The organism is Formosa sp. F44 (assembly GCF_056238645.1).
On sequence record NZ_JBWDLJ010000001.1, the window covers coordinates 84,551 to 105,487 of the forward strand.

18 protein-coding genes are annotated in these 20,937 nt (G+C 35.6%); 11 read left to right on the forward strand and 7 right to left on the reverse strand.

The window, feature by feature from the left end; translation table 11 throughout:
* Positions 1-63: 63 nt before the first annotated feature.
* The 4 genes from AC0UBM_RS00355 to AC0UBM_RS00370 all read right to left on the reverse strand — a co-directional run bounded on the left by AC0UBM_RS00355 (position 64) and on the right by AC0UBM_RS00370 (position 3,647).
* Positions 64-1,263, reverse strand: coding sequence for a glutamate-5-semialdehyde dehydrogenase (locus tag AC0UBM_RS00355; RefSeq protein ID WP_475687192.1), 1,200 nt, complete (start codon positions 1,261-1,263; stop codon positions 64-66).
* A 9-nt stretch (positions 1,264-1,272) separates the two neighbouring features.
* Positions 1,273-2,001: a glutamate 5-kinase gene (gene proB, locus AC0UBM_RS00360; RefSeq protein WP_414037440.1), complete on the reverse strand. Its 729-nt coding sequence runs from the start codon at positions 1,999-2,001 to the stop codon at positions 1,273-1,275.
* Between the two features lie 43 nt (positions 2,002-2,044).
* Positions 2,045-2,851, reverse strand: coding sequence for a pyrroline-5-carboxylate reductase (gene proC, locus AC0UBM_RS00365; protein ID WP_414037370.1), 807 nt, complete (start codon positions 2,849-2,851; stop codon positions 2,045-2,047).
* A 340-nt stretch (positions 2,852-3,191) separates the two neighbouring features.
* Positions 3,192-3,647 carry a hypothetical protein gene (locus AC0UBM_RS00370; RefSeq protein ID WP_475687193.1) on the reverse strand — a complete coding sequence of 152 codons (456 nt, stop codon included), beginning with the start codon at positions 3,645-3,647 and terminating at the stop codon, positions 3,192-3,194.
* 234 nt (positions 3,648-3,881) lie between these two features.
* On the opposite strand from AC0UBM_RS00370, the gene AC0UBM_RS00375 reads away from it, so the two are divergent.
* From AC0UBM_RS00375 to AC0UBM_RS00420, 10 genes are all read left to right on the forward strand, one after another.
* Positions 3,882-4,295, forward strand: a complete 414-nt coding sequence (locus AC0UBM_RS00375; protein ID WP_475687194.1) for an HYC_CC_PP family protein — start codon at positions 3,882-3,884, stop codon at positions 4,293-4,295.
* A gap of 110 nt (positions 4,296-4,405) precedes the next feature.
* Entirely contained in the window at positions 4,406-8,158 is a 3,753-nt protein-coding gene (locus AC0UBM_RS00380) for an efflux RND transporter permease subunit (protein WP_475687195.1), read from the forward strand.
* Positions 8,155-8,901: a TolC family protein gene (locus tag AC0UBM_RS00385; protein ID WP_475687196.1), complete on the forward strand. Its 747-nt coding sequence runs from the start codon at positions 8,155-8,157 to the stop codon at positions 8,899-8,901. The genes AC0UBM_RS00380 and AC0UBM_RS00385 overlap by 4 nt, the downstream gene beginning before the upstream one ends.
* The gene (locus AC0UBM_RS00390) at positions 8,849-9,394 is read left to right on the forward strand and encodes a TolC family protein (RefSeq protein ID WP_475687197.1); all 546 of its coding nucleotides are present in this window, start codon (positions 8,849-8,851) and stop codon (positions 9,392-9,394) included. The genes AC0UBM_RS00385 and AC0UBM_RS00390 overlap by 53 nt, the downstream gene beginning before the upstream one ends.
* Positions 9,395-9,420: 26 nt before the next feature.
* Positions 9,421-9,939, forward strand: coding sequence for a DUF3347 domain-containing protein (locus AC0UBM_RS00395; protein ID WP_475687198.1), 519 nt, complete (start codon positions 9,421-9,423; stop codon positions 9,937-9,939).
* Positions 9,940-9,954: 15 nt separating this feature from the next.
* A complete protein-coding gene (locus AC0UBM_RS00400) occupies positions 9,955-10,539 on the forward strand; it encodes a helix-turn-helix domain-containing protein (protein WP_475687199.1) in 585 nt (194 codons plus the stop codon).
* Positions 10,540-10,608: 69 nt separating this feature from the next.
* A complete protein-coding gene (locus tag AC0UBM_RS00405; RefSeq protein WP_475687200.1) occupies positions 10,609-13,422 on the forward strand; it encodes a heavy metal translocating P-type ATPase in 2,814 nt (937 codons plus the stop codon).
* A 17-nt stretch (positions 13,423-13,439) separates the two neighbouring features.
* Positions 13,440-13,922 (forward strand): DUF305 domain-containing protein, encoded by a 483-nt coding sequence (locus tag AC0UBM_RS00410; protein WP_475687201.1) that lies wholly within the window; start codon positions 13,440-13,442, stop codon positions 13,920-13,922.
* A gap of 3 nt (positions 13,923-13,925) precedes the next feature.
* Positions 13,926-15,680: an efflux RND transporter periplasmic adaptor subunit gene (locus AC0UBM_RS00415; protein WP_475687202.1), complete on the forward strand. Its 1,755-nt coding sequence runs from the start codon at positions 13,926-13,928 to the stop codon at positions 15,678-15,680.
* Between the two features lie 157 nt (positions 15,681-15,837).
* Positions 15,838-16,098, forward strand: coding sequence for a hypothetical protein (locus tag AC0UBM_RS00420; RefSeq protein ID WP_414037360.1), 261 nt, complete (start codon positions 15,838-15,840; stop codon positions 16,096-16,098).
* 58 nt (positions 16,099-16,156) lie between these two features.
* Here the strand turns inward: AC0UBM_RS00420 and AC0UBM_RS00425 are convergent, their stop codons facing one another.
* The 3 genes from AC0UBM_RS00425 to AC0UBM_RS00435 all read right to left on the reverse strand — a co-directional run bounded on the left by AC0UBM_RS00425 (position 16,157) and on the right by AC0UBM_RS00435 (position 18,672).
* On the reverse strand, positions 16,157-16,600 hold the full coding sequence (locus AC0UBM_RS00425; RefSeq protein ID WP_475687203.1) for a DUF2541 family protein: 444 nt from the start codon (positions 16,598-16,600) through the stop codon (positions 16,157-16,159).
* Positions 16,601-16,678: 78 nt separating this feature from the next.
* Entirely contained in the window at positions 16,679-17,428 is a 750-nt protein-coding gene (locus tag AC0UBM_RS00430; protein ID WP_414037358.1) for a C40 family peptidase, read from the reverse strand.
* A gap of 65 nt (positions 17,429-17,493) precedes the next feature.
* The gene (locus AC0UBM_RS00435) at positions 17,494-18,672 is read right to left on the reverse strand and encodes an acetyl-CoA C-acyltransferase (protein WP_475687204.1); all 1,179 of its coding nucleotides are present in this window, start codon (positions 18,670-18,672) and stop codon (positions 17,494-17,496) included.
* A gap of 126 nt (positions 18,673-18,798) precedes the next feature.
* On the opposite strand from AC0UBM_RS00435, the gene AC0UBM_RS00440 reads away from it, so the two are divergent.
* Positions 18,799-20,850: an HD family phosphohydrolase gene (locus AC0UBM_RS00440; protein WP_475687205.1), complete on the forward strand. Its 2,052-nt coding sequence runs from the start codon at positions 18,799-18,801 to the stop codon at positions 20,848-20,850.
* The last annotated feature ends 87 nt before the right edge of the window (positions 20,851-20,937 follow it).

The following is a 20,937-nucleotide window of genomic DNA, read 5'->3' on the forward strand; positions in this document are numbered from 1 at the left end:
AAAAATAAAGGCTACCAAATTGGTAGCCTAATTTTTAATATAGTGATGTACTCTATGTTTAGATTATTCACGGATGTGTCCGTCTCCAAAAATATAATACTTATTAGTAACCAATTCTTTTAGTCCTAATGGACCTCTGTGGTGTAATTTATCTGTACTAATAGCAAGTTCAGCACCAACTCCCATAGATCCTCCATCGGTGAATCGGGTAGATGCATTTTGGTATACTGCAGCACAATCTACGTTTTCCATAAATTGAATAGCTTTCTCTCTGCTATTGGTCATAATTGTTGCCGAATGTCCTCCGGAATAGGTGTTTATTTTTTCGATAGCATCATCTAAACTATCTACCGTACCTATGCAACATTTTAAAGCGAGAAACTCTTCATGCCAAACGTCGTCATTCGGAATTAAAGGTTCGTCTTTAAGAATTTTTTGAGTTTCAGAATCAACCAAAATAGATACATTTTTATCTTTTAAAATGGCTTCTAAATCTTTTAATTTCGCTTCGTAATCTGGAACGTCTTTCTGAATTAGAATTTTATCCAAGGCATTACAGGCTGAAATTTTTGCAGTTTTAGCGTTTAAAATTACGGTTTTGGTTTTCTCCCAATCCGCAGTTTTATCTACAAAAAGAAAGTTGTTCCCACGTCCGCTTACCAAAACAGCACAACGTGCATGTTCTTTTACAAACTGAATTAATCGCTCGCCACCACGTGGTACGATTAAGTCTAATTTCTCTGTTGGGTTTTTTAGGAAATCCTGAGTTTCCTGTCTGTTTAAAGTTAATAGCTGAATATAGCTATTGTCTAAACCATTTTCGTTTAAGGCTCTATGCCAGAAATCGACTAATATTTTATTACTGTGAATCGCTTCTTTTCCTCCTTTTAAGAATATCTTATTGTTGGCTTTAAAAGCAAGTACAGCCGCTTCTATAGTAACATCCGGGCGCGATTCGTAAATAATCATAATCGTTCCAAAGGGTGCTGTTTTATTGGTGATTTCTAATCCGTCGTCTATTACACGATGCGAAATAGTTTGGCCAATAGGGTCTTCTTGTTGCATAACTTCTCTTACCGAGGTAATCATGCTATCTATCTTTTTGTCATCTACGATTAACCTATCGTACATGGCTTGGTCGTCTTTACTAAATGCTTCTAAATCTTTCTTATTCGCGCTTAAAAGTTCTGCTCTATTGGTATCCATTAAATTAATCATGGATTGTAAAACATTATTTTTTAAGTCGGTCTTTAATAATTTCATGTGTTGTTTTTAAATTTCTACTTTTGTTCCTACAGCTTTACCATCAATAATATCAATAATGGTGTTTTCACTCTTTCCGTTGGCAATAATTGTAGGAATATTTTTTCTAGCTGACTGTTTGGCGTAGTTTAATTTTGATAACATACCTCCACGGCCTTCAGCTTCACCTTTTTTAGTATCGCTAATAAAATGATTTACGTTTTCATTAATACCAACTTCTTCTACTAGAGAAGAATCGTCGGCATCTGGATGCCCGTCATATAACCCATCAATATCTGTTAAGATAATTAATTTATCCGCATCAATCATTTCAGCAATTAAACACGCCAACTCATCGTTGTCCGAAAACATGGCATGCGATAAGGATACGGTATCATCTTCGTTCGCTATTGGAATAACGCCTTCAGATAAAAGATTCTCGTAACAATTCTTCATATTACGACGGTGTTCACCAGGGTCAAAATCATTCTTAGTTGGTAATACCTGCGCACATTTCATACCATAATCATGAAAAATATTATAGTACAAACGCATCATTCTTGGTTGTCCGATTGCAGAATAGACTTGTCTCCTAGAAGCTTTGTCTTTAATATCTGAATGCCCCAAAACTTCCATTCCTGCAATTACGGAACCCGAAGAAACTAGTACGGTGATAATATCACGCTCGTAAAGTTCTGCAATTTGCTTCACCAAACGGTCTAGTACAGGTCTTACAATTCTATTGTCTCTATTCGTCATTACGTTGGTTCCAACTTTAATGACAATACGTTGCTTGTATTTCTTATTTGTCTTTTCCAAGTTCTATAGCTCTATTAAAGGCGGCAAATGCTGCCTCTTTTATTAATTCATTTACATTATTATCGTCCATGCTATCTAAAGCAGCACGGGTAGTTCCTCCTTTTGATGCTACAAGTTCCATCCATCGGTTAGGAGAAATATCATCTTGATTAAATAAGTCTACTGCACCAGTAAAGGTTTGGCTCACTAATACTTTAGATACATTTTCAGAGAATCCCATTTGTAAAGCGGCTTCCATCATACTTTGCATAAAATAAAATACGTAAGCTGGTCCGCTTCCAGAAATTCCTGTAGAGGCATCGATAAAGTTTTCATTTTTTACTTGTATTGATTTTCCTGTTGTGTTTAACAAGTTTTCAATCGTTAAAAGCTCTATTCGTGATACTTCTTCAGACGCTGTATAGGACGTTAAACCTTTTCCTACCTTAGCAGGTAAATTAGGCATAGTACGTACAACTTTAGCTAAATCTAAAGCATCCTGAATGTGCTTAATAGTAACACCTGCCATTAAGGAGATTACAATCTGACCTTTAGTGACTATCGGCGCCATTTTACCGAATAATTCATCGGCATGAAACGGTTTTACCGCTAAAAAAATTAAGTCTGCTTGAGGGACGCAGTCTTTTGGGTCTTTGAAGACGTCGAAATGTGAGATTTTGTTTAAACTCTCGATTTTCTCGTCGGAGCTGTCTAAAATCATGATGTTTCTCTTCTTAAGAAGTTTCGATTTAGACATCGCTTCGGCATAGGTTAACCCCATATTTCCCGCTCCAATTACTAATAATTTCATTACGTTATTTTTATGATTAAATTAATGATAGGTACAAACTAATAAATTATATGGAATAGCAAAATCTGAACAGTTTAAAGCCTTTTTTGACCCTGTTTTTATGTTATTCGAAACGAATATGATTCAAAATTGAGAATTATGTAATAGTGTATGTTTATAGTCGTTATAGGTAAACTCTATATGGAAGTCCAAATTTGAACGGGTTTTAGGCCTCATTTTTTTATGAAATTATAAGCTCTAAATGCCAAATTTAAAGCCTTTATTTTTCATCTTGAAAAATGGAATTTAACGGGAATAAAATTCGAATTAATGTGTTTAGGCTTAATATAAAAATTCCAACCTAACTTTCGTGCTGAGATACTTTAACCACAATACCATCTTCAAAATAAATGGCTAGCACATCGGGGTCAATTTTAAACAATTTAGGAAGATAACCGAGATAATAAGAGATGTGATTGGTGTTGTAAGTGTGAAAATCGTTACCAAGTAAAGTTGTGATTTCTGCTTTTGTTTTTCCAATTAGTAGATTACTTGTAATTATATGTTCAGACATGGTGTACCGTTCCTCAATATTAGTTTTCCAATAATATGTGCTGAAGTCATGTTTAGGATAATACGTCGATGAAGCCATCCATAAAAGTATGATCACTATATATAAAAGCGGACTTACAAGCAAGGCAGGGAACATAGCCACATATTTCCTATTTTTAATCGTGCCTATGTCTAACTTTTTCAATAACCATCGGAAGAAAAAATAAGCAGGAATTGCTAAAAGTAGAATAATAATAATGGTCATCTTTTTTTAGTGTTTTACGAATTATTTATGGAATTTCATTCTTATAAAAGATGTGTAATGCCTAAAGGATTTGTAACTAACTTCTATAAAACGTTTTTAAGAAGGAGAAACGGTTTGTGTTAACTGTTTGTATTTAATTAATTTATAGTAAAATAGCGGTTTAGGTGCGTTAGGAATGTATAAAATCCTGTTAATTAATTATATTGTAATTAAAAATAAGTAATTTTGCATTTAATGAAAAGTTTTTTCCGCAACATATTATCCGTTTCTATGGCCATAGTAGTCCTTTTGTCTACTGTGTCTTTTAGCGTAGATATGCACTATTGTGGAGATACTTTGGTAGATGTGGCTTTAAATACCAAGGCTACAACTTGTGGTATGGAAAGTATGCAAAACTTGCCTTTAAAATCGTCTATAACTAAAGAAGGATGTTGCACCGACCATAAAGTTGTGGTAGATGGACAAGACGAATTAAATACTTCTCCGAGTCAATTATCTGTAGATAATCAATTATTTCTAGTGTCATTTGTTTACGTATACAATGCATTATTCGAAACGTTACCAAAACAAGTTACTACGTTTCAGGACTATCGTCCGCCTACACTCGTCTCCGATTTTCAAGTGGATTACGAGACTTTCTTAATCTGATTTTTTAACATATAAACAGCAATGTCCTATAGTTAATCTTAACTAGCAAGGGCTTTCATGCGTATTAGTGTTTTTTACACTTTTGTTTCATTGTTTTAAAAATCAACTTCATGCTAAATAAAAGCATAAAATTTTTAATTGAAAATAAGCTAGTAGCTGTATTGATGCTCGCCTTATTTATAGGGTGGGGAATCGTAAACTCGCCTTTTGGTTGGGATACTGGTTTCTTGCCTAGTGATCCTGTGTCGGTCGATGCTATTCCCGATATTGGAGAAAATCAGCAAATTGTATATACCAAATGGGATGGGCGTTCACCTCAAGATATTGAAGATCAAATTACGTATCCGCTTACCACAACTTTATTGGGGATTCCTGGTGTTAAAACCATCAGAAGTTCGTCTATGTTTGGTGTATCTAGTATTTATATCATTTTTGAAGAAGACATTGAATTTTATTGGAGTCGAAGTCGTATTCTTGAAAAACTGAATGCCTTGCCAAGCAACTTATTACCTGCAGAAGTTAAACCAGCTTTGGGACCAGATGCAACAGGTTTAGGGCAGATATTTTGGTATACTTTAGAAGGTCGCGACCCTAACGGAAACGTCACCGGCGGTTGGGATTTACATGAATTAAGAAGCATTCAAGATTATTTTGTAAAGTACGGATTATCTTCAGCAAGTGGGGTGTCTGAAGTGGCATCTATTGGGGGTTATGTTCAGGAGTATCAAATTGATGTGAATCCTGAACTGATGAAGCAATACAATATTTCACTTCAAAATGTGGTGAAAGCTGTAAAAAGCACGAATCAGGATATTGGCGCACAAACCTTAGAAATTAATCAAGCCGAGTATTTAGTGCGTGGCTTGGGATATGTAAAATCGATTTCAGATATTGAGAATGCAGTAGTGTCGTCTACAGATTTTAAATCCATTCGCATAAAAGATATCGCGCATGTTGGTTTAGGTCCAGAAGCGAGACGTGGCATACTCGATAAAGAAGGTGCCGAAGTTGTTGGAGGTGTAGTTGTCGCGAGATACGGTGCTAATCCGATGGAAGTGATTACCAATGTGAAGCAGAAAATGGCCGATATGCATAGTGGTTTGCCTTCAAAAATATTGGCAGATGGAACCGTTTCACAGCTTACAATCGAACCGTTTTACGATAGAACAATTCTTATAAAAGAAACACTAAATACCCTTGACGAAGCCTTAACTCTAGAGGTCCTAATCACCATTTTAGTTATTGTGGTAATGGTTTTCAATTTAAGAGCTTCAATCTTAATTTCAGGATTATTACCGGTTGCTGTTTTAATGGTGTTTATCGCCATGAAATTCTTTGATGTTAGTGCGAATATTGTCGCGCTATCCGGAATTGCGATAGCCATTGGTACCATGGTAGATGTCGGTGTTATTCTAGCAGAAAATATTATACGTCACCTCGATGAAAGTGAAGACAATGCACCTATAAACGAAGTCGTTTATAATGCTACTGCCGAAGTTTCAGGAGCGATACTTACAGCAGTAACCACCACGATTATTAGTTTTATTCCTGTGTTTACCATGGTGGGTGCCGAAGGAAAATTATTCACACCTTTAGCCTTTACAAAAACGATAGCTTTAGTGGCATCTGTTATTGTCGCTTTATTTTTAATTCCTCCATTTGCGTCGTTTTTATTCCGGAAAAGAAGCGTTAGAACCCCATTCTTAATGGTAATAAATAGCATTTTAATAGGACTCGGTTTATGGGTCATGTTTAGTGGCTATTTTGTAGGCCTGTTACTTGTCGCTTTTGGAATTGTTGGGTTTTTAAAGCAGAAGTATAGCTGGTCGGAAACGCGAATCAACCTTATTAATAGTAGTGTTGTTGCCGTTGCTATTGTCTTTTTATTAGCCGAATATTGGAGGCCATTGGGTGTCTCGAGGAACATTGGTCTCAACTTAATTTTTGTGGCTGTAATTTGCTTTGGATTACTCGGTTTTTTCTCTGTATTTAAACGCTATTACACACAAATATTACGGTGGGCTTTGGCGCATAAGATGTTGTTTATGTTAATTCCTACTACAATTGTGGTACTTGGATTTTTAATCATGAAGCAAACGAGTAAAGAATTTATGCCGTCTTTAAATGAAGGTTCCTTTTTACTTATGCCAACTTCTATGCCACATGCTGGTGTGTCCGAAAATAAACGTGTCCTTCAGCAATTAGATATGGCCGTGGCGAGTATTCCAGAAATAGAAACGGTGGTTGGAAAAGCAGGTCGTACAGAATCTGCTTTAGATCCTGCGCCTTTATCTATGTACGAAAATATCATTCAGTATAAGTCTGAATATATGCTGAATGCCGACGGAAAACGACAACGTTATAAAGTGAATGACGAAGGGTTTTTTGTAATGAAAGATGGCCGTTTGGTTTTTAATGTAAACGATTCAGAAAAAAGTAATACCGCTTCAAAAGTTATTTTGTCGACAGACATTAAAATGAATTCAGATGATTTAACAGCGGATGATGATGGAGAATTCTATAGAAACTGGCGACCAGAAATTAAATCGGCAGACGATATTTGGAATAAAATTATTGCGAAAACAAATTTGCCAGGAGTGACTTCTGCGCCGAAATTACAACCTATAGAAACGCGCTTAATCATGTTGCAAACAGGAATGCGTGCACCTATGGGCATCAAGATAAAAGGTCAGGATTTACATCAGATTGAAGCTTTTGGTAAAAAATTAGAACCTATTCTTAAACGTGCTAAAGGGGTGAAACAGGAAGCTGTGTTTGCAGATAGGATTGTTGGGAAACCGTATTTACTTATCGATATAGATAGAGAAAAATTAGCCCGTTATGGCGTATCAATAGAAACGGTTCAAGACGAGTTAAAAGTTGCTGTTGGTGGTATGGTTTTAACGCAAACTATTGAAGGGCGAGAACGGTATGGTGTGCGTGTACGTTATCCAAGAGAACTGCGTTCTAGTCCAGACGATTTAAATGATATTTATATTCCTGTTGCCCAAGGAAGCCCAGTGCCTTTAAGTGAGTTGGCAACGATTCGTTACGAGCAAGGTCCGCAAGTTATTAAAAGTGAAGATACGTTTTTGGTTGGTTATGTTTTGTTTGATAAACTAGATGGTTTTGCCGAAGTTAATGTCGTTGAAACAGCTCAACAATTAATAAAAGATGAAATTGATAGTGGCGAATTGGTAGTTCCAAAAGGAATTACGTATCAGTTCACCGGGACTTACGAAAATCAGTTACGGGCAGAAAAAACACTGAGTGTTGTAGTGCCTTTGGCCTTGGCGATAATATTTCTAATTTTATATTTTCAGTTTAAATCGGTATCCACATCGTTAATGGTGTTTACAGGAATTTCGGTGGCATTCGCCGGCGGATTTATCATGATGTGGTTATACGGGCAAGATTGGTTCTTAAACTTTAGCGTGTTTGGTGAGAATTTGCGGAGCTTATTTCAAATGCATCCTATTCATTTAAGCGTGGCCGTTTGGGTTGGTTTTATTGCGCTGTTTGGTATTGCGACCGACGACGGCGTGGTCATGGCAACCTACTTAACCCAAACCTTCGATAAACGTAAGCCACAAGATATTAAGCGTATTCGCGAGGCTGTAGTATTTAGTGCAGAGAAACGTATTCGTCCGTGTTTAATGACCACCGCGACAACTATTTTAGCGCTTTTACCCGTGTTAACATCTACGGGGCGAGGGAGTGATATCATGATTCCGATGTCTATTCCTGTCTTTGGAGGGATGATTATTGATATCACTTCATATTTTATCGTTCCTGTATTATATAGTTGGAAACAAGAATTTATGTTGAAGAGAAACCAATCTAAATTAACTAAAAACGTATGAGTAAGTATATAACACAAACTAAGAAATTTTATCTGCTTTGTTTTGGTTTTTTAAGTGTAATTTCTGGAGTGCAAGCTCAGGATTTACAAGACTTAATTCAGTTGGGATTAGCGCAAAATACAAATGTGCAACAAGCCGATTTACAATATAAATTAGCTGTCGAAAAGGTGAATGAAGCTCAAGATATTCCCAATACTGAATTTGGCTTGGGATATTTTGTAATTGAGCCAGAAACGAGAACGGGGCCACAGGTTTTTAAAGCCTCTATAAGTCAGATGCTACCATGGTTTGGGTCTATAACAGCTCGCGAAAATTATGCGAGTTCACTTGCGGATGCTCAGTACGAAAGTATAGCGATTGCACATCGAAAATTGGTGATGTCAATATCTCAGAATTATTATGAACTTTGGGGTAATATGTCCGAACAGCGGGTATTGCAAGAACAATTAGAAATATTAAAGCGGTATCAAACTTTGGCTTTAACGAGTATTGAAGTCGGGCAAGCATCGGCAGTAGATGTTTTGAAGTTACAAATGCGAGAAAATGAAATTTTAGAAAAACTTGAAATTTTAAAACAAGATTATCTTGCAGTGCAAACGCTAATTAATATGGATCTAAATCGTGAGAAGTCAGTTGCCATAACCGTCAATTCAGATTTAGAAATGCCAGCAGAAACAAGTTTAGGATTAGATGAAATCACTAATTTTGCATCCAGAACTTTTACAATACGACAAGTTGTATGAATCTGTAGAACAATCCGACCAATTATTAGCTAAAGAGCGTGCGCCAATGATAGGTTTTGGTTTAGATTATATTGCTATAGAAAAACGCCAAGAATATGTGCCTGATAATGGAAAGGACATTTTAATGCCTATGGTTACTGTTTCTATTCCCATTTTTAATTCGAAATTTAAATCTAAAAGTGTTCAAAATCGAATTCAAAAAGAAACCTATAAAATTCAGAAAGCAGATAAGAAGAACAACTTGATTTCAATTCTAGATGCGGCCGAAAAAAGAAGAGCGACAGCTAGAATTAGTTACAAAACACTGACTAATAATTTAGAACAAGCAAAATACGCTCAGGATATTTTATTAAAAAGTTACGAAACGGGATTAATCGATTTTAATGATGTTCTAGATATTCAAGAACTTCAATTAAAGTATGAGATTTCCCGTATAGAAGCGATACAATCCTATTATAAACAACAAACAATAATTAATTATTTAACAGAATAAAATTAACGTAATAAAAGTTTTAAATCATGAAAAACATCAAGCAAATTATAAGTGTAATGGCATTAGGAATTGTTTTAATTTCGGTAGTGTCTTGTAAAAATGAAACCAAAAAAGCTGTGCCTCAACAAGAGGAAGAGGTTGAAGTGGTACATTCTAACCCCGAATTTAAGGATGCAAATGTAGAAAAAACCTTTCAACACTATTTGTCTTTAAAAGATGCTTTAGTGAAAACAGATGCTAAAGAAGCTAAAAAAGATGCGGAACTCATGGCATCTACAGCTACAAATGAAGACCTTAAAAAATTGGCTGTGAAAATTTCAGAAGAATATGATATTAAAATTCAACGTGAATTATTTTCAGATTTAACAACAGCTTTAAAACCGGTTATAGCAGGAAATATTACTTCAGGCGAAATTTATGAGCAACATTGTCCGATGGCTTTAAAAGGAGGAGCCAATTGGTTTGCTGTAGAAAAGCAGATTAATAATCCGTATTATGGAGATAAAATGTTGCATTGCGGGTTAGTTCAAGAGACATTAAAATAATATAAAATTTAAGACATGTCTACACAAGATAAACAGATAAAACAGCATCTTTATATAAAAAATATGGTATGCGATCGTTGTAAAGCATCGGTTAAACAATTGCTAGAAGCGTTGCAAATATCTGTTTATGCATTGCATTTAGGCGACGTGGTTGTGGGGCCTATAGCGGCAGAAACGTATCCGATTTTAAAAAAGAAATTACAAAATATCGGTTTTGAATTAATCATGAGTGAGGACGATGTACTTATAGAACAAATTAAAACGGTTCTTATTGAAACTTTAGATGTTTCTGAAAATCAGAACATGAAAATTTCAGAATTATTAACTCAAAAAATCCCAAAAGATTATTCTGTATTAAGTAAGTTCTTTAGTAAGCGAATGGGGATAACCATTGAGAAATATGTCATTCAATTAAAAATTGAAAAGGTAAAGGAATTGCTTCAATTGGGTCAATTGCAATTCATAGAAATTGCGGATAGTTTAGGCTATACTAGTAGTAGTCATTTAGCCAATCAATTTAAAAGCATTACAGGAATGTCTATGAGCGATTATAAGGCATCACAGCAATGGGACCGAAAAACTATAGACAAAATTATATAAGTATAGTCCATAATAATACAACTGAAATTCGTGGTTAAGTGGTAATTTTAAACTCTAGATTATACACAAATGAAACATACATATAAAATATCAGGAATGACCTGTAACGGTTGTCGCGGTCACGTTGAAAGTACGCTGTCTAAAGTTGAGGGTGTAACGCATGCCACTGTAGATCTGGCGAAAGCTGAAGCCGAAATTGAAATGGAGAATCATATTCCATTAGAGGTGTTTCAGAACGCTTTGCAAGATGATGGCGGACGCTATGAAATACAGCCCCTCCTGACCTCCCCAGAGGGAAAGAGTTTAGATTCGTGTAAAGAAAAAAATGAGTCTGTAACTTCAAGCTGTTGTTCTTCAAAAGCGATTTCTGAAAATGAATCTAGAACTTATCATATTCATGGTATGACTTGTAACGGTTGTCGTGGTCACGTTGAAGATATCCTCTCTAAAGTTGAAGGTGTGAAAAATGCATCAGTAGATTTAGAAAAAGCAGAAGCTACAATCGAGAAGGAAATTCATATTCCGATAGAAACATTTGAAAAAGCTTTGAAAGCAGATGGGGATGCATATACTATTCATTTAGTGCCATTGTCTCAAAAGGAAAAAGAAGAAAAGATCAAGAGTAAGAAACTTCCCCTTCGGGGGGCGGGGGGCTTTTATTACTGTCCGATGCATTGCGAAGGCGAAAAAACTTACGACGCGCCTGGCGATTGCCCAGTTTGTGGTATGGATTTGGTTAAAGAGCAGAGTTTAAAAGCTCCAAAAACACAATATACTTGTCCGATGCACCCTGAAGTCATCTCCGATAAACCTGGAGATTGTCCTACTTGTGGTATAAATTTAGTTCCTGTAAAAGCAGATGTTTCTGAAGAGGATAAAACGTATAAAAAGCTACTTAATAAACTTAAGATTGCGACGGTATTTACGCTTCCGATATTTATTATTGCCATGTCGGAGATGATTAATAACAATCCGTTATACGATATCATGTCGTTAAAATCATGGAATTGGGTGCAGTTTGCTTTATCTATTCCCGTGGTGTTTTATGCGACATGGATGTTTTTTGAGCGTGCTTATAGAAGTATAAAAACGTGGAATTTAAACATGTTTACATTAATAGGGATTGGGGCAAGTGTGGCTTGGTTGTTTAGTGTATTTGGTTTAATATTTCCCGATGTTATTCCAGATCAATTTAAAACGGATACGGGTACAGTCCATGTGTATTTCGAAGCAGCAACAGTGATATTAACTTTAGTGTTAATGGGACAGGTTCTAGAGGCGAGAGCTCATAGTAAAACTAATAATGCCATAAAGGAATTGCTAAAATTAGCACCAAATGAAGCGATCCGGGTTGTAGACGGGAAAGAAGAAACTATTGCGATAGATGATATTAATTTAGGGGATTTATTGCGCGTAAAACCAGGTGGTAAAATTCCTGTAGACGGTTCTGTTCATGAAGGTGAAAGTAGTATAGATGAATCTATGATTACTGGAGAACCTATTCCTGTAAGTAAATCTGAAGGCGATAAAGTGAGTTCCGGAACCATTAATGGGAAACAGTCTTTTGTTATGACTGCAGAAAAAATTGGTGGAGATACTTTGCTTTCTCAAATTATCGAAATGGTAAATACCGCAAGCCGAAGTCAGGCGCCGATTCAAAAACTAGCCGATAAAATTTCAGGATATTTTGTGCCTGTTGTTGTGGGGATTTCAGTTTTAACGTTTATCCTTTGGGTGATTTTTGGTCCGGAGCCTAAATACGCATTCGCTTTTGTAAATGCCATTGCCGTGTTAATAATTGCGTGTCCATGTGCTTTGGGCTTGGCGACTCCGATGTCTGTTATGGTTGGTGTAGGTAAAGGTGCTCAAAATGGAGTACTGATTAAAAATGCTGAGGCCTTAGAGAAAATGGATAAAATCGATGTGCTAATTATCGATAAAACAGGAACCATTACAGAGGGGAAACCATCGGTAGAAAAAGTTGTCTCTGTATCGGACGGTATCGACCAAAATACGGTGCTTCAATACATCGCTTCAATAAATACAATGAGTGAGCATCCGCTAGCCGAAGCTACTGTAAAATATGCAAAAGAACAAAAGCTAAGTTTCTTAAAAGCAACCGACTTTAATTCGGTATCAGGAAAAGGGGTTACAGCTGTTATAGATGGAAAACACATTGCTATTGGGAATGCTAAAATGATGGAAGATGCGAAGATCTCGGTATCCTCAGATTTAGAAGATGCAGTTTCTAAGGAACAGAAGAAGGGGAAAACAGTATCGTTTTTGTCTGTAGATAAAACAGCAGTTGGCTTTATCGTTATTTCAGATAAAATAAAATCCACTAGTAAGAAGGCCATTAAAGCCTTGCAAGAATCGGGTATAGATGTCGTAATGCTTTCTGGTGATAATCAGGAAACAGCCACTGCGGTTGCTGATGAATTAGGATTGAAACACTTTAAGGGTGGAATGTTACCTCAAGATAAATTAAGTGAAGTAGAACGCTACCAAAATGAAGGTAAAAAAGTAGCCATGGCTGGAGATGGTGTAAATGATGCGCCAGCCTTAGCTAAAAGTGATGTTGGTATTGCTATGGGAACCGGAACAGATGTGGCCATAGAAAGTGCAGCAATTACTTTAGTTAAAGGCGATTTACATGGTATTGTAAAAGCAAGAAAATTGAGCGAAAATGTGATGAAAAATATTAAGCAGAATTTGTTTTTCGCTCTGATATATAATTCTGTTGGTGTGCCCATTGCGGCAGGTGTGTTGTATCCGTTTTTCGGAATATTACTATCGCCTATGATTGCGGCTTTGGCAATGAGTTTTAGTTCGGTTTCGGTAATTGCAAATGCATTACGATTGAAATCGGCAAAGATAGATTAATCAAAAAAAGAACAATTATGGAACATTCAAAAGACCACTCAAAAAAGAACAATTACACACGATTTTTTATAATGCTTGGCACTTCATTTTTAGCCATGTACGTCACTATGTATTTAAATACTTATGCCATAGACCATGTATATTTTAGTTTAACACGCTTTTATATGACATGTTTGGGGATTTCAACCATGGCTATTATCATGTTTGTGGCGATGCGAAACATGTATCAGAATACAAAGAAGAATATAGCTATAATAGCGGGAAGTATCGCTCTGTTTTTTGGAGCACTCGGATTAGTCCGTTCGCAAGCCCCAATTGTAGGAGATGTATTGTGGTTAAAAGCCATGATTCCGCATCATTCTATTGCCATTTTAACTAGTGAACGTGCCGATATAAAAGATCCAGAGGTTAAGCAATTAGCAGAAGATATTATAGAAGCACAAAGGAAAGAAATTAAAGAGATGAAAGCCATGATTGAACGCTTAGAAGAAAATAAATAATTCATGAAACGTAATACTATATATATTGTATTCGCTCTAATTTTAGGATTGATTCTAGGCTATTTAATGTTTGGGAGGACTGCGACTTCAGCTTTAGAATCGCATAATCATGAGCAAGAAGCGAGTTTGGAATCGAATGAAATGTGGACCTGTTCTATGCATCCACAAATTATGAAATCAGAAGCGGGAGATTGCCCGATTTGTGGTATGGATTTAATTCCGGTAACCACAGACGATAGCGGATTAACAGCGCAACAATTTAAATTAAGTAAAAATGCGATAGCCTTAGCAAATATAGAAACTACTGTTATAGGTGCTGGTACAAATGGAGATACTAATTTAAATTTATCTGGAACGATTAAAGTGAACGATGATAAAGTATTTGTGCAACCAGCACATTTTAATGGAAGGATAGATAAGCTGTATGTCACATCGGTAGGGCAGAAGGTACATAAAGGACAACTTGTTGCGACCATATATTCTCCAGATTTAATTCGGGCCCAACAGGAATTAATTACGGCTTATAAAATGAAGGCGTCACAACCAGAGTTATATAGCGCGGTGCGTACTAAATTTAAGAACTGGATGATTCATGGTGGCCAATTAGATGAGATTGAGAAGTCGGGACAGGTTGTAAATCAATTTAAAATTTACGCACATGTTTCGGGAACTGTTTCCGAAATTTCGGCAAAAGAAGGAGATCATGTCATGGATGGTAAGGCTATTTTTAAAGTGTCTAATTTAAGCACGGTTTGGGCAGCATTTGATGCTTACGAAAATCAGATACAGACATTAAAAGTGGGGCAATCCATTGATATAGTCGCAAAGGCCTATCCGAATAAAGTGATACCTTCTAAAATTGCATTTATAGATCCCATATTAGAGGCATCTACGAGAACAGTAACTGTTAGAACTGTTTTAGAAAACAAAGAAGGTTTGTTTAAACCCGGTATGTTTGTAGAAGGTGCTATAGCAAATCTAAAAGAAAATAAAGCAGAGGTGTTAACTATACCTGTTTCGGCTGTTATGTGGACGGGTAAGCGCTCTGTGGTGTATTTAAAGGTGAATGTAGATGAACCTGTTTTCGAGATGCGAGACATTACCTTAGGGTCTAAATTAGGAGACGCTTATGAAGTTATTGATGGCCTTGCTCAAGGTGATATTGTTGTAACCAACGGAACATTTACTGTAGATGCTGCAGCTCAGTTAAAAGGAAAATCGTCGATGATGAATCAGAATAATGTATCGCATGACGTTTCTGATGGTATTGAAAATGACTTAATTTCGCAAGTAGAGGTTCAAGAAGCTCCTGAAATTTTTCAGAAACAGTTAGAAGTAGTACTTCTTTCTTATATTCAATTAAAAGATAAATTGGTTAATAGTGATTTTGAATCTGCCAAAAATCAAGCCCGTCAACTTTTAAAAGTGGTGAAGGAAGTCGATACAAAATCTATTTCGGAAGACAGAATAATGATGACTTTATGGGATGAGCAATCCACTAAAATAGAAAATAATCTAACTGAAATTCAAAGTGTTAAAGATATATCAACCTTTCGGAATGTGTTTTCAAAAGTATCGTTAGATGTAAAACACCTCATTGAATTATATGGTGTGTCTTTTAAAGTATATGTGCAATTTTGTCCGATGTCAAATCAGAATAATGGAGGCTATTGGTTAAGTTTGGAAGAAAAAATTAAGAACCCTTATTACGGAGCGGTTATGTTGGAGTGTGGAGAAAATGATAAAATAATAGAGTAAAATAGGTGTGCTATTTATCTTATGGTAAAAAAATGTTTCTTTTAGTAGGAATACTATAATTTTTTAACACAAAAAAATCGTGTCTATTGGTAAGTATTTGATAATTAAATGTTAATTTGCAAGTGTATTAATAATTTAATTAATCAAAAATCTATACATGGAAATCTTATTAGATAATGTAATACCTGAGGAACATCCTAGAACGTTTACAACGAACGCTTCAGAGCATAAAGATGTGATTAAGGTGAAACAAGCTGTACTCGCTATTGATGGTGTAGAATCTATAGAGTTCTTGGACGTCGTTTTTCCTAAACAATTTAAAGTTAAGGTTTCAAAAATGATTGAAGTCCGCTTTGTAGAAGAGGCTGTTAATGAAGTTGGATTTAACGCTCTACCAAGAGAGTTTTTATCCTTTTAAATATAAAAAAAGCTAGTAATTAAATTACTAGCTTTTTTTATTAATGGGTGTCAACCTATTATTTCATACCATAAACGGTAACATCGGCTTTTCCGTTTAAAATACCTTTAGTATCGTACCAAAATTCGATACTTCTTAATTTTCGTTTTCCTCCCCTAAGATCTATCACACGGCTTTCCCCATTTTTCGGAATGTCGAATCGTGTATCAATTTTTTCTGGAGCTCCATTGTCGTACGTTACAACCATACGTTGTATATTAACAGGAGCGTCTCTTACTTTAAATTTAAGCTTTCTATAATAATCGAAAGGTCCAGGCACATTTATTTTATCGTGATCTGCAGTATGGTTAGCATGCGTTGTTCCTAAATTAACCCATTGTCCAACCACTCTGTTGTTATTATGAGCTACAGGTGCTCTTACAATACGTTGGGCAGAGACAAATTGAATGCTAACAATACAGACCACAAGCGCGGTGAGAATTGTTTTGGTGTAAGTGTTCATGACGTGTTTCGTTTTTTTATTTAAATATACTTAAAAATCTCATTACTCATTTTAGAACTAGTAATATGATAACGTTATTTATATGATTTTTTTTATGACCCGTAATTTATGGGTGTGCATCTTTTTATCGATATTATAAATTCCAGAATGATCTAAACGGTCTATTCTTATTTTTCCATGAGCATGGATAATATAATTATCGTTCATAATTATGCCAACATGAGTAATCTGACCCTCATTATTATCGAAAAAAGCTAAATCTCCAGCCTCACTTTCTTCAATAAAGCTTAGAGGTTCTCCTTGAGTCGCTTGTTGAGAAGCATCTCTTAAAATTTTATAGCCATTTAGTTTGTAAACCATTTGTGTAAATCCAGAGCAATCAATCCCAAAAGGCGTTTTTCCTCCCCATAAATATGGCGCATTTAAATACATAAAAGCAGTTTGTATGAGGTTGCTTTTAGGGAGAATTTTATCGGTAAACTCGCCATCGTGGGTATGGTTTAAAATAGGTAAACTGTTTAAGCATGATCCTAGCGGAATAGGGTAGAGTTGCTCGTTCCTGTCGGTTACAAATTCGATTAAATTGGTAGACAATTTAGGAGCTTTAGAATCTAAGTCTGCATAAATATCTTCAGAAATTTCAACATATTGTTTGTTGTCTATCCAGCCTTCGTAGGTATCGAAAGCCAAACGGATCTTACTCCACTTTTTTCGTTGTTCTAAAATCTTAAAATGTTCCCCATAAAGTACCTGAGATATAAGTTCCGAAGCATCAGAGGGTTCAATTCTTAAAGGGACAATGCTTAAATTACAAACGCCGTATTGCATTAATTAACTGTTGAATTTTGGTCTAAATATAGAATTTAATGAGTTTTTAAAAAAGATATTTCCAATTAAAGACGTTCTAGCACCATTGCCGAAGCGCCACCACCTCCATTACAAATTGCGGCAGCTCCAAGTTTAGCATTATTTTGTTCTAGCACATTTAATAACGTAATAACTATTCTTACTCCAGAACATCCTAGGGGATGGCCCAAAGAAACGGCTCCTCCGTTAACATTAACGTTCGAATCTTGCAATTCTAAAAGTTTCATATTGGCTAAGCCAACAACAGAAAACGCTTCATTTAACTCAAAGAAATCAATATCACTAATTTTTAAACCTGCCTTGTCTAAGGCTTTTGGTAATGCTTTTGCTGGACTTGTAGTAAACCATTCTGATGCTTGAGACGCATCGGCATAACTTTTTATAACTGCCAAAGGTTTTAAACCTAAAGATATGGCCTTGTCTTTACTCATTAAAATCACTGCTCCAGCACCGTCGTTAATAGTGGATGAATTGGCTGCTGTAACTGTTCCGTCCTTTGTGAATGCGGGACGAAGCGTTGGTATTTTATCTATTTTTACATTTGTAAATTCTTCATCCTTACTAAAAATTAAAGGTTCACCACGTCGCTGAGGTACTTCTACTGGAATAACTTCATTGTCAAATTTGCCAGCTTCCCATGCCTTAGCAGAACGAGTGTAAGATTGTACCGCATATGCATCTTGCTCTTCTCTAGTAAATTTATAACTCGTGGCACAGGCATCTGCACATACACCCATTGCATTTTGCTTGTAAGCATCTAACAAACCATCTTGTTGCAGGCCATCGATTAATGTTGCTGGTCCAAATTTAGTGCCTGTCCTGGCATGCATATAATGCGGAATCATACTCATATTTTCCATACCTCCAGCAACCGCAATTTCGACATCTCCTAAAGCAATGGCTTGGGCAGCGAGCATAATGGCTTTCATTCCAGAAGCACACACTTTGTTTACCGTTGTACAAGGTACAGTATCTGGTATGCCTGCATAAATAGCAGCTTGTTTGGCAGGAGCTTGTCCTGTACCTGCTTGTACCACTTGACCCATAAAAACTTCGTCGATTAGATGCGGATCTAAATGTATTTTATCTAGAGCGCCTTTTATGGCAATAGCACCTAATTTTGGAGCAGGAATAGTGGATAATGACCCTAAAAAACTTCCGATTGGAGTCCGGATTGCCGATACAATAACAACTTCTTTGCTCATATTTATGTATTTGTGAATGTTTGTTACGAATTTAATAAAATAAATATGATTTATAAAGGATTCCTTATTTATAAACGGGTCGAAACGCCTTAATTTTTATTACATTTGATATACTTAACTCTATTCATGAAAGATTTTGTAAATACCTTATACAGGAACCATACTTTGTTGTATAAAATATTACTTTTTATATGTACAACCTTTCTAATTGTATACTTGTTTCCTAAGAGTGGCCGGTTTAAATACGATTTTGAAAAAGGTAAACCTTGGCAGTCCGAAAACTTATACGCTCCCTTTAATTTTGCGATTAAGAAAAGTAACGAAGAAATATCTACAGAACAGCAGGCTGTAAAAGCAAGTGCTATTCGTTATTTTGATATTGATAGTGGGGTTAAAGCACAGGTGTTTAAAAATTATAAAATCACGTTTAATGAGAGCATTTCAGATTCTATCCCAAGATCGGATTATAGAGCGCTTTTTAATGAGGGCTCGAAAATATTAAGCGATTTTTATAATTATGGTGTATTGCACGAAGACCATAGTTTTAACGCCAAAAGCACGGTTGTTTTATTAGAAAACCGAGTTGAAAAGGTGAGTGCAGAATATTCCAATTTGGTGAAACAAGAGAATATTAAACCTTTAATTATTAAAACGCTTTCCGATCATAATTTAGGTTCTTACGAAAAGCAGTTTCTTTCTGTGTTTTACGACGTTATTCAGCCAAACTTAACGTACAATAAGGAATTTACGGAAAGGGCACTAGAAGAAGAACTCAGTAAGATATCTTACACCCGAGGTAGTGTTGAAAAGGAAACCCTTTTAATTTCTAAAGGGGAAGTGGTTGAAGGCGATAAATTCCAAGTTTTAAAATCTTTAGAATCCGAATACGAGTCGCAAGTTTGGAATGCGAGTAACTATAACTGGATTGTATTTGCATACACTGTTTTAGTCGCTTTAGCATTGTTAATGTTATTGCTGTTTTTAAGGAAATACAGACGCGATGTGTTCGAAAATAATAATAAAGTTACCTTTATTTTCTTCAACGTTCTATTTATGGTTTTTATAACCTCACTGGTGGTTAATTATAATGCGCACTATATTTATGTGGTACCTATTTGTATTCTTCCTTTGGTTTTAAAAGCCTTTTTCGATGCTAGGTTAGGTCTGTTTACCCATGTTGTTACTATGTTATTATTGGGATCTATTGTTCCGAATAGTTACGAATATATGTTCCTTCAAATAATTGCAGGTATAGTTACTATTTTAACCGTTTCAGAATTATATAAACGCGCTAATTTATTTATTTCGGTAGGGCAAATTACAATGGTGTATATCATTGCTTATTTTGCATTTTTTGTAATTCATGAAGGAAGTATAGATAATTTAAAATGGGAAACCTTTTTAATGTTCATCTTGTGTGGTTTGGCAACCTTATTCGTGCAACCTCTGATTTATGCCTACGAGAAAATGTTCGGATTAGTATCAGACGTGTCTTTGTTGGAGCTTACAGATACCAACAGTAAGTTATTAAAAGAACTAGCTGAAAAGGCACCGGGTACGTTTCACCATTCGTTAAACGTAGCCAATTTAGCTGAAGCTTGCGCAAATGAAATTGGAGCTAATAGTATGTTAATGCGTGTTGGAGCTTTATATCATGATATTGGTAAAATGAAGAACCCTACATATTTTACAGAAAATCAGTCGACAGGAATAAATGCGCACGATGAGTTAGCGCCTAAAGAGAGTGCTAAAATTATAGTAGATCACGTTTTAAATGGGATTGAAATTGGAAAGAAAAACAACCTGCCAGATCGCGTTATCGATTTTATAAGAACGCATCATGGAACCAGTGTAGTGTACTATTTTTATATGATGGAGAAAAAGGCAAAACCCGATGAGGTTAATGTAGACGATTTTAGGTATCTAGGTCCGAAGCCATTTAGTAAGGAAACTGCCATTTTAATGATGTGCGATAGTGTAGAGGCGGCTTCTAAAAGTTTAAAGGAACCAACATCGACAAAAATTGATGCATTTGTAGAAAATATTATAGATAAGCAGATGGATGAGGGGCAATTTTTAAATTCGAATATAACTTTTAAAGAAATTCAATCTATTAAAAAAGTGCTAAAACTCAAGCTAGCAAACATTTACCATTTACGAATAGAATACCCTGAATAATTTTTATAAAAAAAGTTTAAAAAAGGTTGTAATATCTAATAACAAGTCTTATTTTTGCACTCGCAAATTTATTGCAACGTTCATAAT

Excerpts from the sequence above, each read along its gene's own strand:
- AC0UBM_RS00395 (WP_475687198.1), top strand. The coding sequence starts at position 9,421 with ATGAAAAACATCAAGCAAATTATAAGTGTAATGGCATTAGGAATTGTT.
- AC0UBM_RS00420 (WP_414037360.1), top strand. The coding sequence starts at position 15,838 with ATGGAAATCTTATTAGATAATGTAATACCTGAGGAACATCCTAGAACG.
- AC0UBM_RS00370 (WP_475687193.1), bottom strand. The coding sequence starts at position 3,647 with ATGACCATTATTATTATTCTACTTTTAGCAATTCCTGCTTATTTTTTC.
- proC (WP_414037370.1), bottom strand. The coding sequence starts at position 2,851 with ATGAAATTATTAGTAATTGGAGCGGGAAATATGGGGTTAACCTATGCC.
- AC0UBM_RS00435 (WP_475687204.1), bottom strand. The coding sequence starts at position 18,672 with ATGAGCAAAGAAGTTGTTATTGTATCGGCAATCCGGACTCCAATCGGA.
- AC0UBM_RS00410 (WP_475687201.1), top strand. The coding sequence starts at position 13,440 with ATGGAACATTCAAAAGACCACTCAAAAAAGAACAATTACACACGATTT.
- AC0UBM_RS00375 (WP_475687194.1), top strand. The coding sequence starts at position 3,882 with ATGAAAAGTTTTTTCCGCAACATATTATCCGTTTCTATGGCCATAGTA.
- AC0UBM_RS00415 (WP_475687202.1), top strand. The coding sequence starts at position 13,926 with ATGAAACGTAATACTATATATATTGTATTCGCTCTAATTTTAGGATTG.
- AC0UBM_RS00355 (WP_475687192.1), bottom strand. The coding sequence starts at position 1,263 with ATGAAATTATTAAAGACCGACTTAAAAAATAATGTTTTACAATCCATG.
- AC0UBM_RS00430 (WP_414037358.1), bottom strand. The coding sequence starts at position 17,428 with ATGCAATACGGCGTTTGTAATTTAAGCATTGTCCCTTTAAGAATTGAA.
- AC0UBM_RS00390 (WP_475687197.1), top strand. The coding sequence starts at position 8,849 with ATGAAATCACTAATTTTGCATCCAGAACTTTTACAATACGACAAGTTG.
- AC0UBM_RS00400 (WP_475687199.1), top strand. The coding sequence starts at position 9,955 with ATGTCTACACAAGATAAACAGATAAAACAGCATCTTTATATAAAAAAT.
- AC0UBM_RS00425 (WP_475687203.1), bottom strand. The coding sequence starts at position 16,600 with ATGAACACTTACACCAAAACAATTCTCACCGCGCTTGTGGTCTGTATT.
- proB (WP_414037440.1), bottom strand. The coding sequence starts at position 2,001 with ATGACGAATAGAGACAATAGAATTGTAAGACCTGTACTAGACCGTTTG.
- AC0UBM_RS00380 (WP_475687195.1), top strand. The coding sequence starts at position 4,406 with ATGCTAAATAAAAGCATAAAATTTTTAATTGAAAATAAGCTAGTAGCT.
- AC0UBM_RS00405 (WP_475687200.1), top strand. The coding sequence starts at position 10,609 with ATGAAACATACATATAAAATATCAGGAATGACCTGTAACGGTTGTCGC.
- AC0UBM_RS00440 (WP_475687205.1), top strand. The coding sequence starts at position 18,799 with ATGAAAGATTTTGTAAATACCTTATACAGGAACCATACTTTGTTGTAT.
- AC0UBM_RS00385 (WP_475687196.1), top strand. The coding sequence starts at position 8,155 with ATGAGTAAGTATATAACACAAACTAAGAAATTTTATCTGCTTTGTTTT.